Origin of the sequence: Brenneria sp. hezel4-2-4 (assembly GCF_013155275.1) — a bacterium.
Taxonomy (GTDB): domain Bacteria; phylum Pseudomonadota; class Gammaproteobacteria; order Enterobacterales; family Enterobacteriaceae; genus Brenneria.
The window spans coordinates 601,096-615,835 of sequence record NZ_JABJXS010000002.1; the positions used below are offsets into that span (position 1 = coordinate 601,096).

The 14,740-nt window shown below is 54.5% G+C and carries 13 protein-coding genes and 1 pseudogene; 8 read left to right on the forward strand and 6 right to left on the reverse strand.

All coding sequences use genetic code 11. From position 1 onward, the window contains the following. Positions 1 to 119 precede the first annotated feature (119 nt). The gene (chaA, locus tag HOY33_RS06585; protein ID WP_172289399.1) at positions 120 to 1,217 is read right to left on the reverse strand and encodes a sodium-potassium/proton antiporter ChaA; all 1,098 of its coding nucleotides are present in this window, start codon (positions 1,215 to 1,217) and stop codon (positions 120 to 122) included. A 251-nt stretch (positions 1,218 to 1,468) separates the two neighbouring features. Further along, positions 1,469 to 1,597, reverse strand: a pseudogene (locus HOY33_RS20795) (siderophore-interacting protein); the annotation flags it as partial. A 372-nt stretch (positions 1,598 to 1,969) separates the two neighbouring features. Here HOY33_RS20795 and HOY33_RS06590 point away from each other — a divergent pair. Then, positions 1,970 to 2,656, forward strand: coding sequence for a gamma-glutamylcyclotransferase (locus HOY33_RS06590; RefSeq protein WP_172289400.1), 687 nt, complete (start codon positions 1,970 to 1,972; stop codon positions 2,654 to 2,656). Between the two features lie 66 nt (positions 2,657 to 2,722). On the opposite strand, the gene HOY33_RS06595 is transcribed toward HOY33_RS06590, so the two are convergent. Both HOY33_RS06595 and HOY33_RS06600 read right to left on the reverse strand, forming a co-directional pair. Then, positions 2,723 to 3,766: a DUF481 domain-containing protein gene (locus HOY33_RS06595; protein ID WP_172289401.1), complete on the reverse strand. Its 1,044-nt coding sequence runs from the start codon at positions 3,764 to 3,766 to the stop codon at positions 2,723 to 2,725. 229 nt (positions 3,767 to 3,995) lie between these two features. Beyond that, a complete protein-coding gene (locus HOY33_RS06600; protein ID WP_172289402.1) occupies positions 3,996 to 5,273 on the reverse strand; it encodes an acyltransferase in 1,278 nt (425 codons plus the stop codon). A 244-nt stretch (positions 5,274 to 5,517) separates the two neighbouring features. Between HOY33_RS06600 and HOY33_RS20610 the strand changes: the two genes are divergently transcribed. The 5 genes from HOY33_RS20610 (at position 5,518) to HOY33_RS06625 (ending at position 8,955) form a co-directional block, all read left to right on the forward strand. Further along, the gene (locus tag HOY33_RS20610; protein WP_172289403.1) at positions 5,518 to 5,985 is read left to right on the forward strand and encodes an OsmC family protein; all 468 of its coding nucleotides are present in this window, start codon (positions 5,518 to 5,520) and stop codon (positions 5,983 to 5,985) included. A gap of 56 nt (positions 5,986 to 6,041) precedes the next feature. Further along, positions 6,042 to 6,461: a translesion error-prone DNA polymerase V autoproteolytic subunit gene (umuD, locus tag HOY33_RS06610; protein WP_172289404.1), complete on the forward strand. Its 420-nt coding sequence runs from the start codon at positions 6,042 to 6,044 to the stop codon at positions 6,459 to 6,461. Further along, positions 6,461 to 7,726 (forward strand): translesion error-prone DNA polymerase V subunit UmuC, encoded by a 1,266-nt coding sequence (umuC, locus tag HOY33_RS06615; RefSeq protein ID WP_172289405.1) that lies wholly within the window; start codon positions 6,461 to 6,463, stop codon positions 7,724 to 7,726. Before umuD ends, umuC begins: the two co-directional genes overlap by 1 nt. Further along, positions 7,723 to 8,571 (forward strand): excinuclease Cho, encoded by an 849-nt coding sequence (gene cho / locus HOY33_RS06620; protein ID WP_172289406.1) that lies wholly within the window; start codon positions 7,723 to 7,725, stop codon positions 8,569 to 8,571. Before umuC ends, cho begins: the two co-directional genes overlap by 4 nt. A gap of 135 nt (positions 8,572 to 8,706) precedes the next feature. Beyond that, positions 8,707 to 8,955, forward strand: coding sequence for a GlsB/YeaQ/YmgE family stress response membrane protein (locus HOY33_RS06625; protein ID WP_172289407.1), 249 nt, complete (start codon positions 8,707 to 8,709; stop codon positions 8,953 to 8,955). A 98-nt stretch (positions 8,956 to 9,053) separates the two neighbouring features. Here the strand turns inward: HOY33_RS06625 and HOY33_RS06630 are convergent, their stop codons facing one another. Beyond that, positions 9,054 to 10,148 carry an ABC transporter ATP-binding protein gene (locus HOY33_RS06630; protein ID WP_172289408.1) on the reverse strand — a complete coding sequence of 365 codons (1,095 nt, stop codon included), beginning with the start codon at positions 10,146 to 10,148 and terminating at the stop codon, positions 9,054 to 9,056. Between the two features lie 188 nt (positions 10,149 to 10,336). After that, positions 10,337 to 11,830, reverse strand: a complete 1,494-nt coding sequence (locus HOY33_RS06635; protein ID WP_172289409.1) for a PLP-dependent aminotransferase family protein — start codon at positions 11,828 to 11,830, stop codon at positions 10,337 to 10,339. Positions 11,831 to 11,975: 145 nt separating this feature from the next. Between HOY33_RS06635 and HOY33_RS06640 the strand changes: the two genes are divergently transcribed. Next, positions 11,976 to 13,241, forward strand: coding sequence for a 4-aminobutyrate--2-oxoglutarate transaminase (locus HOY33_RS06640; RefSeq protein WP_172289410.1), 1,266 nt, complete (start codon positions 11,976 to 11,978; stop codon positions 13,239 to 13,241). Between the two features lie 10 nt (positions 13,242 to 13,251). After that, positions 13,252 to 14,706 (forward strand): NAD-dependent succinate-semialdehyde dehydrogenase, encoded by a 1,455-nt coding sequence (locus tag HOY33_RS06645; RefSeq protein ID WP_172289411.1) that lies wholly within the window; start codon positions 13,252 to 13,254, stop codon positions 14,704 to 14,706. The last annotated feature ends 34 nt before the right edge of the window (positions 14,707 to 14,740 follow it).

A 14,740-nucleotide genomic window follows, 5' to 3' on the forward strand; every position in this document is an offset into this window, starting at 1 on the left:
CGTAGAAATGCGCTATATACGATACGCCGGATGTGCTTGGAAGATCCAGATATACATCAAAGGTAAGCGGATTGAGGCAGGCCGACACTGCGGGAATACAGTGTCGGCAGGCGGGGCGATTAAAGCATGATGGTCATCAGATAGGCGGCGAACAGCGCCAGATGTGCGCTGCCGCTCAGGACATTGGTTCTGCCGGTTGAAAACGTAATGTGACATAGCACCAGCACGGCCAGCATCACCACGATATGCGGCATATCCAGACCGAAGTTCAGCGTCTGGCCGGTGATCATGGCGATGATGGTCACGGCGGGGACGGTCAATGAAATGGTAGCCAGAACCGAGCCGAAAAACAGATTCATCGCCCGCTGTACCTGATTTTTCAGTACCGCACGGATTGCGCCCAACCCTTCAGGCGACAGAATCAGCAAGGCGACCAGGAAGCCGGTAAACTGTGCCGGCGCATTCATTTCCGTCAACAGGGCTTCCAGCGGCTGCGAGTCCATCTTGGTGACGCTGATAACGGCAATCAGGTGGATCAGCAACCATGCCGTGTGCCACAGCGAACTGTGCGCCGACGGCTTGCCATGATGAGCGTCGTCGTCGCCTTCATCTTCATGCTCATAGACAAACAGGCTTTGGTGAGTACGGGTTTGGATCAGCAGAAATACGCCATACATCGCGGCGGAAATCAGCGCAACCAGCAGGGATTGCGCCACGCTGAAATTTCCTTCAGGCAAGGCGCTGGGGAAAACCAGCACAATCACCGACAGCGGGAAAATCGCCATTAAATACTGTTTAATACCGCTCAGGTTGACGTATTGCGTCGCAAACTTGCGGCCGCCCAGCAGCAGCGCAAAGCCGACCAGACCACCGGTGACGATCACGATAATTGAATAGAGCGTGTCGCGCATCAGATCCGGGCCTGCGTCGCCGGTCGCCATCAAGGCTGAAATCAGGCTGACTTCAAGAATGACCACCGACAGGCTTAGGATCAGTGAACCGTAGGGTTCGCCCAAGCGATGAGCCAGCACGTCGGCATGGCGGACAACGCTAAAGGCGCTGAAAAGGATCCCGGCTAAAGCCAGTAAGTTAATACCCAGAATGGCGAGGAAATCTTGTGTGCCCCCCCACAGGAACAGAACGATCAGCGCGGCTATCGGCAGAATAAGTGAATATTCCTGATGGCGGGTTTTGACAACCTCAGTGTAAGACTTCATTGCGGGGTTCTCCTTATCCAACGGAATTATGCGCTATGGCATAAAAAACGGAATGTCATCAGTTTTTCTTTTCTTTTCGGCAAAGACGTTACTAAAAAGTAGTTATAGCGTAAAAAAAGAACCTGTAGATTAACAGATTCTCTAATGGCTCGCGGACTTTTTACCGATTTTTACGCTTTGAGCGGTAATTAAAATGAAAAGGGAGAATATCGTTAATCTTCTCCCTATCTATATAATATTAATTATTTTTTTTATAGCCAATCAGCATAATTGTCCATGATATCGTAGGGTTTATGCTGATAAGCCTCTTTATTTAGTCCTTCTCGCCAGTAAGGAGCCGCATAAAGCTGATTCCTCTTATATCCGCCATCGCGCCGGACTTGGATAAACCGAGCGTTTGTGACCTGCATTGCACCCGCGATCCGTGTGGATTAACCTTAGCAGGTTTGTATTTTACGCGCCGGATAAGAATGGGTTTCCTGATACAAAAATCTGTTAACCGGCGAAACGATTGGCCGATCTATGTTACCTAGAGAGCGGGGAGAGCGAATTATCCGCATAAATGACGCAATCGTGCGCTTTTGTGTTTTTGTGAACGACATCAAACTTGATTGCGATGCCGGAAATGAATAATCTCAGTGTCGTTGCTGTCGTAAAATTAACCAAGCGACAGTGTTGGGTTTTAAGGATGGAACGACAACAGGCCAAATGGGTAGAAGTAGAAAAGGATAGGGTTCGGGGGTTATATAGCCGTGTTGACACGCGATTTTTTGCAGAAAGCAGATTGTAGAACGTCTTTTGGATCGATTGAGGAAACCTTATTACTTACGCCGCAACAACGTGCTGATTCGCTGGAGAAAACGCTGGCCCGTCGCCCCGATTGCAGTCCTGTCTGGGTATTCGGCTACGGCTCACTGATGTGGAACCCGATTTTTGATGCGGAAGAAGCCTGTCTGGCCACCTTGCACAACTGGCATCGGGCTTTTTGCCTGCGTTTGACCCTTGGCAGGGGCACGGTTAGCTGTCCTGGTCGTATGCTGGCGCTGAAACCGGGCGGGAAAACCACCGGTTTGGCTTTTCGTCTGTCTGAATCGTCGCTGCGTGAGGATCTGGAACTGCTGTGGAAGCGTGAAATGCTGACCGGATGTTACCGCCCGCTGTGGTGTGAACTGCATCAGCAAAACGGTGACACCGTCACGGCTCTGGTGTTCGTTTCGGAACCGGCGCATCCGCTGGTTGAAGAGGACACCTGCATTCAACGGGTTGCGCCGTTGATTGCTCAGGCCAGCGGCCCGCTGGGAACCAATGCACAGTATCTGTTTGCGCTGGAACATGCGTTGAAGAACTTCGGAATGGCCGATGAAGAGCTAAGCGAACTGGCTCAGCGGGTTCGTTTGCTACAGCAACAGATCGCGGCTAATAACACCGGCAATGCCTGAAAAGACAATCGACGAACGACCTGTCCCTGACGTTCGCCGATCGAATCCCAAGCAGAACGCGGAGGATCACCAGCCGACGCCGACACCCATCGTGTACAGCGTATCGTTAACATTCCCCTGATCGCTTTCGATGCGGGTGCGCGACACTTTCATACTCAGGGAAGACCAGTCAGTCAGCTTGAAGCGCAGACCGGCATCGGCTTTCAGATAAAACGGCGCGGTAGCGTCGAAAGAACGGCCCAGTTCACCGCCGGTGAAAGCCTGCACCGATTTACTGAACAGATAGCGGTTGTAATCCCACTTAATGCCGCCTGAGTAGAAATTATCTTGCTCGTTGGTCTGATAGACATAGGTTTGAGAACTGATCAGCGATGTCAACGAGAACGCCCCAAGATCGTTATCCCAGAACTGATAACCCGGGCCGAGACCGATTGAGCGGTTGATTTTAATGCTTTCTATCCAATCGCGTTTGTACTGGTAGCGCCCCTGCCAGAACCAATGTTCATCCAGGAATTTATCCAGCGCATATTCGCCGCCCGCATTCTTGGTGCTTTCCACATTGTTTTCTTTAGCCAGATGGTAACTACCGTCAAGGTTATGACGCCAGGTGCCATGTCGGGCCTGTGTGTTGAGGGTCACATCATAGTTATCGGTTTCGGTCGAACTTTTCTTATGCGCCATGCCGGCGTCAATGTTGCCTTTCATGGTGAAGTCCTGTACCAGCGGCTTCTGTGCAACAATGGAGGTGATTTCCGACAGCTGTAGCGTTTGCGGCCCGGTTGCCTCGCTGGAAATCGACGGCGTGGCGATAATGGCGCGATTGTCTCCGGCTTTAATCACCGGATACAGCTCGCCTTCCTTATACCGTTCCCCTTGAATCACCAAACCGTGATCGGTCTCGAAGGTTTTCACTTTGTCCCATGCCACGGAGATTGAACCGGCATAGTCGGAGGTGATGAATAATTTACCGCCGTCAAGCAGTGTGATTTTACCACTGAGTTTGTCGCCATTGGTCAACCAAATGGTATCGGCATGGCTTTGGGAAATGCCGGTGGACGCCAGGGCGATAACCAGACTCAGGGAAGATATTGCATGTTTGGATAGTGTCATTTTGCCAGATAAACAGTGGTGACAGGTTTTGAAAGACGTCATTTAAGACGTGCAGCCGATGAATAATGAACCGGTTCAGTCCGGAAGCGCAAACAGTAACAGGAATCGAAAGGATGCTCTAGCCCAAAAACGCGATTGATTAGAATGTAAATAGTTATAAAAGATATGATTGATGATTAACAGCTATAACGCGATGTTCATCACATTTGCGTTATAGCTGTCGACAGGGTTAAGCCGCGTTTCGCGAGCGGGATGGCGGGCGAGGAGTCAGGAAGCGTGCCGTCAGGAACTGCCGGACACGAAAAACAATCCGCTCCTGGAACAATACGCACAGCGCCACGGTGGATAGCAGGAAAATGAGATATCCCATCATGGATAACTGAACCTGCCCGGCGGCGGCGATACACTGATCCCAATCGCTGAAACAGGCCAGCGGATTACCCCTAACCAATTGTTCCATCGTGCGGAAGAGATTAAACAGCGGTACGTGAAGCGCAAAAATGGACAGCGATGCGGCGCCCAATCGTGGCGACCAGTGTCGCAGCCATTCGCTATTGGGATCGCGGGCCAGCGCGCTGAGGCAAACCAACCCAACCTGAGCGGGCAATAATAACCCGTTGTGCAGCAGGAAATACCAATACGCCTCACCGTGGGTGAAAAGCCAGGTGGCAACGATAAAATTGGCGACAATGAAAAGCGCCGCGGCATAACGCTGGCCTTTAGTGAGCGGTTCGACGCCTTGCTGACGATATTTTCGGAACAGGGCATAGCCCAGAATACCGGCCAGAAACTCGGGCAAGCGGAAAATAGGGCCGCGCTGTAACAAGCCGGTGTAGGGCATGCCGTATTGCTGCTGCCAGATGACCCAGATCGGCGGCAGCAGATACAATAGGCAAATAATCCCCATCCATAACCACGGATGGCGGCTGTTGAGCAGCCGGGGCGCCAGCAACGGGAACGTCATATAAAAGAAGAACAGGGTGGAAAGCGACCACAGCGGCGCATTGAAGGTTAGAAAATAGGGGTTCCATGCCTGTAGCATTAACAACTGCAAGAAGCTGTTAAAAGCCAATTGGGTATTCGTCATATAATGACGCAACGCCTGCGGATCGGCTGCCGGATCGTTGGTGTCGTAAATTACAAAGCGAGCGCTGGCGACCTGTCCTTCCGGCGGAATGGCGAGCCATTGCATGAGAGTGACAACGGCGATAGAGGCCAGCAACGCGATAATATGAATCGGATAGAGATTAAAAAGACGTTTTGCCCAGAACTGACGGGCCGGTTCGCGCAAGCGTCCGTCTTTGATGTAAACATGCGCCAATAAAAAGCCCGACAGCACAAAAAACGTGCTGGTGGCAAAAAATCCCATGCTGGTGAGTTCACTTAAAAACGGCACGCGCTCACGTTGGGGATAAATATGCACGGTGTGATAAATCATCACATAACAGCCGAGCAGAAATCGCAGCCATTCCAGCCCGATAAAGCGCTCTTTACTCACTTTCTTCATGTCGTTCCTCATTCAACCGCTGTTATAACAGCGGGCAAGTGCGGTAATTGCTCAGTTTAAACGAGAGCAACGCTGCGTTAATTAGGATAATAGCTATAATTGCCGCCCTCGTTTAGGAATTGTTTAGTTTTGCGCGAGCAGAAAAATTCGCTGGAAAATCCGACTCATAAAGGAATAATCTACTCCCTACGGGTCATCTTCGTGGCTGTGCGTTATCAGTCTTTACAGTTAAGGAAACAGAATAGTGTCCGAATATATTGCATCAATAACCTGGGAGCGCGACGGGCAGCCTTTTCTCAATAACCGCTATAGCCGGCTGCATCACTGGCAGTTCGATGGCGGCATCAGATTACGCGCATCGTCCTCACCGCATGTTGTACCGTTGCCCATGTCGGTCAGTGATGCGGTCGATCCTGAAGAGGCGCTGGTGGCTTCGCTGTCGAGCTGCCATATGCTGTGGTTCCTCTCCATTGCCGCACAACATAAATTTTGCGTCGATGATTATCAGGACAACGCTGTCGGCACGATGGGGGTGAATCAAGCCGGCAAAACGGCGATGCTGAAGGTGGCATTATGCCCGCAGGTGCGCTTCAGCGGCGAAAAACAGCCTACCGCTGATGAGTACGAGCAACTGCACAAACTGGCGCATGACGCCTGCTATATCGCCCATTCGGTGAATTTCCCGGTGGAGTGTCAACCGCGGATTGGGTGATTGCGTTACAGGCGCACACCATTTACACTGTATAAAAACACAGTTAAAGGGGCGCTATGCAACGGTTTATCCCTGATCCGCATCCCGAGGCGCTGGAGATCAATCTCTATGCCGATGCGGTGCCGGCCGGGTTTCCCAGCCCGGCCAATGATTATGTCGAGCAGCGAATCGACCTAAATAAGGTTTGCGTCCACCATCCGGCGGCGACCTATTTTGTCCGGGTCGCCGGCCAGTCGATGGTGGAGGGCGGCATCCATGATGGCGATCTGGTGGTGGTCGACAGTTCATTGCAGGCGCGGCACGACGATATTGTCATTGCCGCCCTTGACGGCGAATTTACCATCAAGCGCTTGCAGGTACGACCAACGCTGGCGCTGATGCCGATGAATGCCGCCTACGCGCCGATCCCCATTAACGACAGCGCCAACCTGGATATCTTCGGGGTGGTTACCTACGTCATACACGCGACGCGCTAATGTACGCGCTGGTGGATGTGAACGCGTTTTACGCCAGCTGTGAGACCGTCTTTCGGCCGGATCTGGTCGGAAAACCGGTGGTTGTGCTCAGCAATAACGATGGCTGCGTAATTGCGCGCTCCCACGAGGTAAAAAACCTCGGGGTGAAGATGGGCGCGCCGTTTTTTCAAATAGGCGATCTGATCAAAAAATACAATATCGCCGTTTTCTCCTCCAATTATGCGCTGTACGCAGATATGTCCGCCCGCGTGATGAGCATTCTGGAGGAGATGGCGCCGGCGGTGGAGATTTACAGTATCGATGAGGCTTTCCTTAATTTGTCCGGCGTCGGCCACTGTATGTCGCTGGAACAGTTCGGCCGGCAGGTGAAAGAGAGGATCAAGCGCGAGGCGCATCTGACCGTCGGCGTGGGCATCGCCCCGACCAAAACTCTGGCTAAACTGGCCAACCATGCGGCGAAAACCTGGGCGAAAACCGGCGGCATTGTGGATTTATCCAGCCCGGTGCGACAGGAAAAGCTGCTGGCGATCACCCCTGTCGGCGACGTCTGGGGGATCGGACGGCGGCTGGCGCGTAAGCTGGAATCGGCCGGCATTGATACGGCGTTAAAACTGGCGCGCAGCGACCTCGCCTATATCAGAAGAACGTTCAGCGTAGTGATGGAGAGAACGGTCAGGGAACTGCGCGGTCAGTCTTGTCTGGAGGTGGAGGAACTGGCGCCGGCGAAACAGCAGATACTCTGTTCCCGGTCGTTCAGTTCACGCATTACCGACTACGCGCATATGCGTCAGGCGGTTTGCCGCTATGCGGAACGCGCGGCGGAGAAGCTGAGGCACGAGCGGCAATACTGCTGTCAGGTGTCCGTTTTTATCCGTACCAGCCCGCATGTGGGGTATGAGGCGTATTACGGCGATCAGGCTACCCGCATGACGCGCGTGCCGACCGACGATACCCGGGATATTATTTCTCTGGCCGTTGAATCATTGGATCATATCTGGGCGCAGGGATATCGGTATATCAAGGCGGGCGTTGTGCTGTCCGATTTCTATCGTCACGGCGTGGCGCAGTTGGACATGTTTGATGCGAGGAAACCGCATGTGAACAGTGAGTCGCTGATGTCGACGATTGATCGCATCAATCATTCGGGCAAAGGAAAAATCTGGTTCGCCGGACAGGGGATTAATCCCGGCTGGTCGATGAAAAGGGAGCGGTTGTCTCCGGCCTATACGACGCGAATTGATGAGTTAAGGGTGGTGAAGTCATGATCGTGCCTGAAAAAATGCCCGATATATACCAATATCCGGAACATCTGCGCGATGCCCTGGTCGGGCTGCCGGCGGCGCCGGGTGTGTATGTGTTCCACGGCAGCAGCGATATCCTGCCGCTGTACATTGGCAAAAGCGTCAATATTCGGGCGAGGGTGATGTCGCATATGCGTACACGCAACGAGGCCAAACTGTTAAGGCAGACCCGGCGTATCACGTTTATCGAAACGGCAGGGGAAATCGGCGCGCTATTGCTGGAAGCGCAGATGATTAAACAGCATGGGCCGTTATTCAATAAACGCCTGCGCAGGTCGCGTCAGCTCTGTTCTATTCGCTTCGACGGCGCCAGCGTGGAGGTTGTCTATGCGAAAACGGTGAATTTTTCCGCCACTCCGAATCTGCACGGGATATTCAGCAACAGAATGTCTGCCCTCAATACGCTGAAAGCGATCGCCGATGAAGAAAAGCTTTGTCTGGGGGTATTGGGGATCGAAAAGATACCGGCCGGCAGACCCTGTTTTCGCCACGCGCTGAAAAAGTGTGCGGGCGCCTGCTGCGGTAAAGAGTCGCTGACGGCGCATCAGGGTCGACTGGGCGGTCGGCTTGACGCCTTACGGCTGATTTGCTGGGCGTTTCCCGGCCCGGTCGCCATCAAAGAGAGTCGTCCGGGCATGACGCACTACCATATCATTCATAACTGGCTTTACCTGGGGACGGTACGGCAATTGCAGGATGCGGCGTCGCTGAAGCAGGTGGCGACGAATTTTGATAGCGATGGCTATAAGATTCTGTGCAAACCCATTATCAGCAATAGCGTGGAGATTATCCCTCTTGCTGACGAGTAGTCCCCGCGTCAGCCGACGACGCGGATTTTTTCCTGCGCCTGGCTGACGGTTTTTTCAATCCTTGTCTATACTTGGATTCGCGTCTTATCGATTGGAAAGGTAAGGGCGTTATGGAACTAAAAAAGCGAGGGTATTATGGGAATTTTGTCTTGGGTAATTTTTGGCTTGATTGCGGGTATTTTGGCGAAATGGATTATGCCCGGTAAAGACGGCGGTGGTTTTTTCCTGACGATAGTGCTCGGTATTGTGGGTGCGGTGGTGGGGGGATACATCAGCACTTTCTTTGGTTTCGGCCGGGTAGACGGTTTTAACTTTGGCAGTTTCGTTGTCGCGGTGATCGGCGCCATTGTGGTGCTGTGGATCTATCGCAAAATCCGCAGTTAATTCATCGGCAAGATCAAACCGCCCCGTTTATTCGGGGCGGTTTCGTTGTATACAGAACGCCCCCTGCTAGGCAGGGGGCGTTTCTAAGGCATATCCCATCAATGCGTGGTGATCACATCCAGCGCGCGCAGGTGCTCCGGGTGCCAGGATAAGGTGACTTCCGAGCCGGGTTTCCAGTGCGGCTGGATTTCACTGGCGGGCAGTTTGACCATAAACTGCGGCTGGCCGGCGACTTCCGTCATCATCCGTACGTGGTCGCCCAGATAAATAAACTGTTGGATCCGCGCTTTCACCTGCTGAGCGCCGTCGGCGATGTGTTCGGCGTTAATCCGGATCCGTTCCGGGCGGATACACAACGTAATCTTTTTGCCCGGTGAACTGGGGCGCACTTTCAGCGCCCGTAACTGAGTGCCGTCATCCAGCGTGGCGCGATAGAAGTCGCCCTCCGCACCCGCCTGGGTCGCGAGCAGCGTATTGTTTTCCCCGATAAACTGCGCCACAAATGCGTTTTCCGGCTTTTCGTAAATGTCGCTGGGGCTGGCCATCTGCTGAATAATCCCGTCGTTGAACACCGCCACCCGGTTGGACATCGTCATCGCTTCGCTCTGATCGTGCGTGACATACACTACCGTTAGTTCCAGCGCCTGATGCAATTCTTTGATTTCCAACTGCATATGTTCGCGCAGCTGTTTATCCAGCGCGCCCAGCGGTTCGTCCATCAACACCAGCTTCGGTTCAAACACCAGCGCACGGGCCAGCGCCACACGCTGTTGCTGGCCGCCGGACATTTGTGCCGGATAGCGGTCGGCCAGATTGGTCAGCTTGACGCGATCGAGCACCCGATCGACTTTCTCTTTTATATCTACGCGGCTCAAACGACGTATCGACAGTGGAAACGCCAGGTTCTCCGCCACGGTCATGTGCGGGAACAGGGCATAATTCTGGAATACCATACCGATACCGCGCTGGTGGGGGGGAAGGTGATGCAGCGGCGTATCACGCAGCAGAATTTCGCCCTGAGTCGGGTTTTCAAATCCGGCCAGCATCATCAGACTGGTGGTTTTTCCTGAACCAGAAGGGCCAAGCAGGGTCAGAAATTCGCCTTCATGGATATCCAGATTCAGGTTTTTCACCACTAAACGATCGCCATCGTAGGTTTTCTGGATGTTCTTGAAGCTGACATAATTTCTCATTCTTCCATTCTCTCGCGGTGACTGTATCTTAAATAAGTTGAATGCATAAATCATGCCGACTTTAGTAAAACTGAGCATTACGAGGGAGTTAAAACCGATAGGGCGGAAAATGGAGATGTGGCGTTGCCCCATTATGGTGAATGCTACTTATAGAGTGGCTCCATAATGGTGCATAAAAAGCAGACTGATCAGGGGGCCAAAGCGGCGTGTTTCAGCGCCTGAATGCACTCGACGATAACGGTAAACGCATCGCTCATTTTAGACTCTTCAACGCAGGCATAACCCAGTAATAACCCCCGCTGATTGGTCGGCCGCAGGTAATAACTGGACAGCGGTTTTACCATCACCCCTTGTCGAAGAATACGCGAGCTGAGCAGGACATCATCGATATTCGCCGGCAGCTTCAGCAGCATATGCAGCCCGGCATTACTGTTGTCGCCGACATAGTCCGCCCCCAGATATTGTTCGATCAGTTCGGTCAGCAGGGCGCGGCGCCTGGCGTACAGCAGCCGCATTCGGCGAATATGCGCGGCGTAGTGACCTTCCTGAATGAACTGGCTGAGGGTGGCCTGCGTCAGCCAGTGGCCGCCGCGATAGAGTTCGGCGTGGGCGATTTTCAGTTCCTGCGCCAGCTGCGGCGGCAGCACCATATAACTGACGCGCAGGCCGGGATACAGGGTTTTGCTGAAGGTGCCGATATAGATCACCGGCGACTGGGTCTGCAACCCTTGCAGCGCGGGGATCGGGTTGCCGGAGAAGCGAAATTCGCTGTCGTAATCATCTTCCACCACCCAGCAGCCGTGCTCCTGCGCCAGGGTCAACAGCCATTGACGGCGCGCCAGGCTCATCACGGCGCCTAACGGATACTGGTGCGACGGCGTCACGCAGATTAACCGGGGCGTTGACTGCGGCGATACCGTATCCGGCGGCACCATGCCCTGATCGTCCACATCAATCGGCGCCACCCGCAGTCCGTTAATCGTCAGCACATTACGCATCCCCCAATAACAGGGATCTTCAATCCAGGCTAAATCGCCGGGGTTACACAGCATTTTCGCCAGTAAATCCATGGCCTGATGGGTGCCTTCGGTGATTAAAATCTGTTCGGCCGTACATTCCACCGAGCGCGCCACGCGCAGATAATCCACCAGCGCCAACTGAAGCTCCGGGTTGCCGCCGATAGGGGAATAAGAAAGCTGTTCGGGGATGACGCGCCGGGTCAGGCGGGTTTGTATGCGGCGCCACAGGTCGTGGGGAAAGCTGGCGATGTCGGGAATTCCGGGCATAAAAGCGCCCCATTGCCGGGCGGAGGCGCCGGCATAGCCCAGCAGATGCAGCCCCCTGCGCGACAGCTCCTGCACCGGCAGGCGGGAGGAGGATTCCCGCTCATCCCGCACCGGCGTCATATTGCCGTCGGGCAGCTGTTCCGTGACGAAAGTGCCGCTGCCGGTACGGGTCTCGATATAACCTTCGGCCAGCAGCTGTTCATAGGCCGCCAGCACCGTATTGCGCGACAGCGACAGCTCCTGCGCCAAATCGCGTGAAGAGGGCAGCCTGCTGCCCGCGGTGATGGCGCCGTCGAGGATCGACAGACGGATACTGTCATACAGACGCTTATTCAGCGTACCTTCCTGTTGGCCGCCTAGCCGCTGAAGCAGCAGGTCGGTTAATAACGAGCGCAAAGTGGATCCCTCAAATATTCAGAACTGGCTCTGGATTATAGAACCAACTGGCGCATAAATAGCAACAGAAACATGTGACGCCACGCATCACATAGCCTCTACGGATATAATGAGTTTGGGTGTGTTCTTAGAATCGGAGCAGGAAATGAAGAATAGCGAATTGAATCAACGCCGTTTGGCCGCCACACCGCGCGGTGTCGGAGTGATGTGTGATTTCTACGCCGCTCGGGCGGAAAACGCCACGCTGTGGGACGTTGAGGGCCGTGAGTTTATCGATTTTGCTGCGGGTATCGCCGTACTGAACACCGGCCACCGTCATCCCAAGATTTTGGCGGCGGTGCGCGAACAACTGGAATGCTTCACTCACACGGCTTATCAGATTGTGCCTTACGGCAGCTACGTCAATCTGGCCGAGCGCATCAATGCGCTGGCGCCGATTAACGGCCCGGCAAAAACCACATTCTTCACCACCGGGGCTGAAGCGGTGGAAAACGCCGTGAAAATCGCCCGCGCCTATACCAAACGTCCCGGGGTGATTGCGTTTAATGCCGCCTTCCACGGCCGCACGCTGCTGACCATGACGTTAACCGGCAAAGTGGCACCTTATTCCACCGGTTTCGGGCCATTTCCTGGATCCATCTTCCATGCGCTGTATCCGAGCGAGCAGCAGGGCATCACCGTCGCGCAGTCGCTGGAAAGCATTGACCGTCTGCTGCATACCGACATCGCGGCGGATCAGGTTGCGGCGATCCTGCTGGAGCCGGTTCAGGGCGAAGGCGGTTTCAACGTCGCGCCGCCCGATTTTATCAGCGCATTACGCAAACTGTGTGATGAGCACGGTATCTTGCTGATTGCCGATGAAGTACAAACGGGATTTGCCCGTACCGGCAAGCTGTTTGCGATGGAATACTATACTGAACAGGCTGACCTGATCACCATGGCGAAAAGCCTGGGCGGCGGTTTCCCCATCTCCGGCGTAGTAGGGCGCGCCGACGTTATGGACGCGCCCGGCCCTGGCGGTTTGGGCGGCACTTATGCCGGTAACCCGCTGGCGGTGGCCTCGGCGCTGGCGGTGCTGGACGTGATTGAAGAGGAAAAGCTGTGTCAGCGCTCGCAACGTCTGGGAGCAGCGCTGGTGGAAACGCTGGAAAAAATCAAACAGCAGTGTCCGGCGCTGGCGGCGATTCGTGCTCAGGGTTCAATGGTGGCGGCTGAATTTAACGATCCGCAGACCGGCAAACCCTCGGCTGAGCTTACCCGCCAGTTCCAAAAAGAAGCGTTGAATCAGGGGCTGCTGTTACTGACCTGCGGCATCCATGGCAACGTGATTCGTTTCCTGCACCCGTTGACGATTCCGGACGATCAGTTCAGCAAGGCGATGACTATTCTGACTCGTGTATTTACGAAGTAAAAGGAACGCTATGCAACTGAAACAAAAAGAGTTATTACGCCAAAGCTGCTTAATTGACGGTGAATGGCATGACAGCCAAAGCGGTGAGAAGCTGGACGTGACCAACCCGGCGACGGGCGACGTTCTGGGAACCGTTCCTTTGGTGACGCCGCGGCAGACGGAGCAAGCCATTGCAGCGGCTGAACAGGCGCTGACCGGCTGGCGTCAGCGTACCGGAAAAGAGCGTGCCGCGGCGATGCAAGCCTGGTCGCGGCTGATTATGGACAATCAGGAAGATCTGGCGCTTCTGCTTACGGCGGAGCAGGGCAAACCGCTGGCGGAAGCGCGCGGGGAAATCGCCTATGCCGCCTCGTTCATCGACTGGTTCGCCGAAGAAGCCAAGCGCATTGAAGGCAGCGTGCTGCAATCACCGCAAGGGCAGCAGCGCTTGCTGGTGATCAAACAGCCTATCGGGGTGTGCGCGGCGATCACGCCGTGGAATTTCCCGGCGGCGATGATCACCCGCAAGGTGGCGCCGGCGCTGGCGGCGGGCTGTACCATGATTGTCAAACCGGCCGAGCAGACGCCGTTCACCGCACTGGCGCTGGGTGAGCTGGCCCAACAGGCGGGCATTCCTCGCGGCGTCTTGCAGGTGATTACCGGTGATTCCAAATCGGTCGGCAAAGTGCTGTGCGATAGCCCGGTGGTGCGTAAGCTGAGCTTTACCGGCTCCACCGAAGTGGGCCGGATTTTAATGGCGCAAAGCGCGCCGACGGTGAAAAAACTGTCGCTGGAGCTGGGCGGCAACGCGCCGTTCATCGTGTTTGACGATGCCGATGTGGATTTGGCGGTGAAAGGCATTCTGGCGTCTAAATTCCGCAACAGCGGGCAAACCTGCGTATGCGCCAACCGAATTTATGTGCAAACAGGGATTTATTCGGCGCTGGTGGAAAAGCTGGTTGAAGAAGTCAAAAAGCTGAAAGTCGGCGATGGCACTCAACCCGGCGTGACCCAGGGGCCGCTGATCGATGCGGACGCCATCGATAAAGTTCAGCAGCACATCGCAGATGCGCTGAAGCAGGGAGCGACATTACTGTTGGGCGGCAAGCCGCATGAACTGGGGGGGACGTTCTTTACCCCGACGATTGTCGGCGATGTGACCCGTGATATGCGTTTCGCCCGTGAAGAAACGTTCGGCCCGGTGGCTCCGCTGTTTCAGTTCAGCGATGAAGCGGAAGTAGTCGCTATGGCGAATGATACCGAGTTCGGTCTGGCGGCGTATGTCTATACGCGGGACGCCATTCGTCAATGGACCGTACCGGAAGCGTTGGAGTACGGCATGGTGGGGATTAACACCGGCCTGATATCCAATGAAGTGGCGCCGTTCGGCGGGGTGAAACAGTCCGGTTTGGGACGTGAGGGATCGCGTTTCGGTATCGAAGATTATCTGGAAATGAAATACCTCTGCGTCGATCTTTCCCGATAGCTTTTATCGGGGAGGTCATGTGGGGAAAACCGGT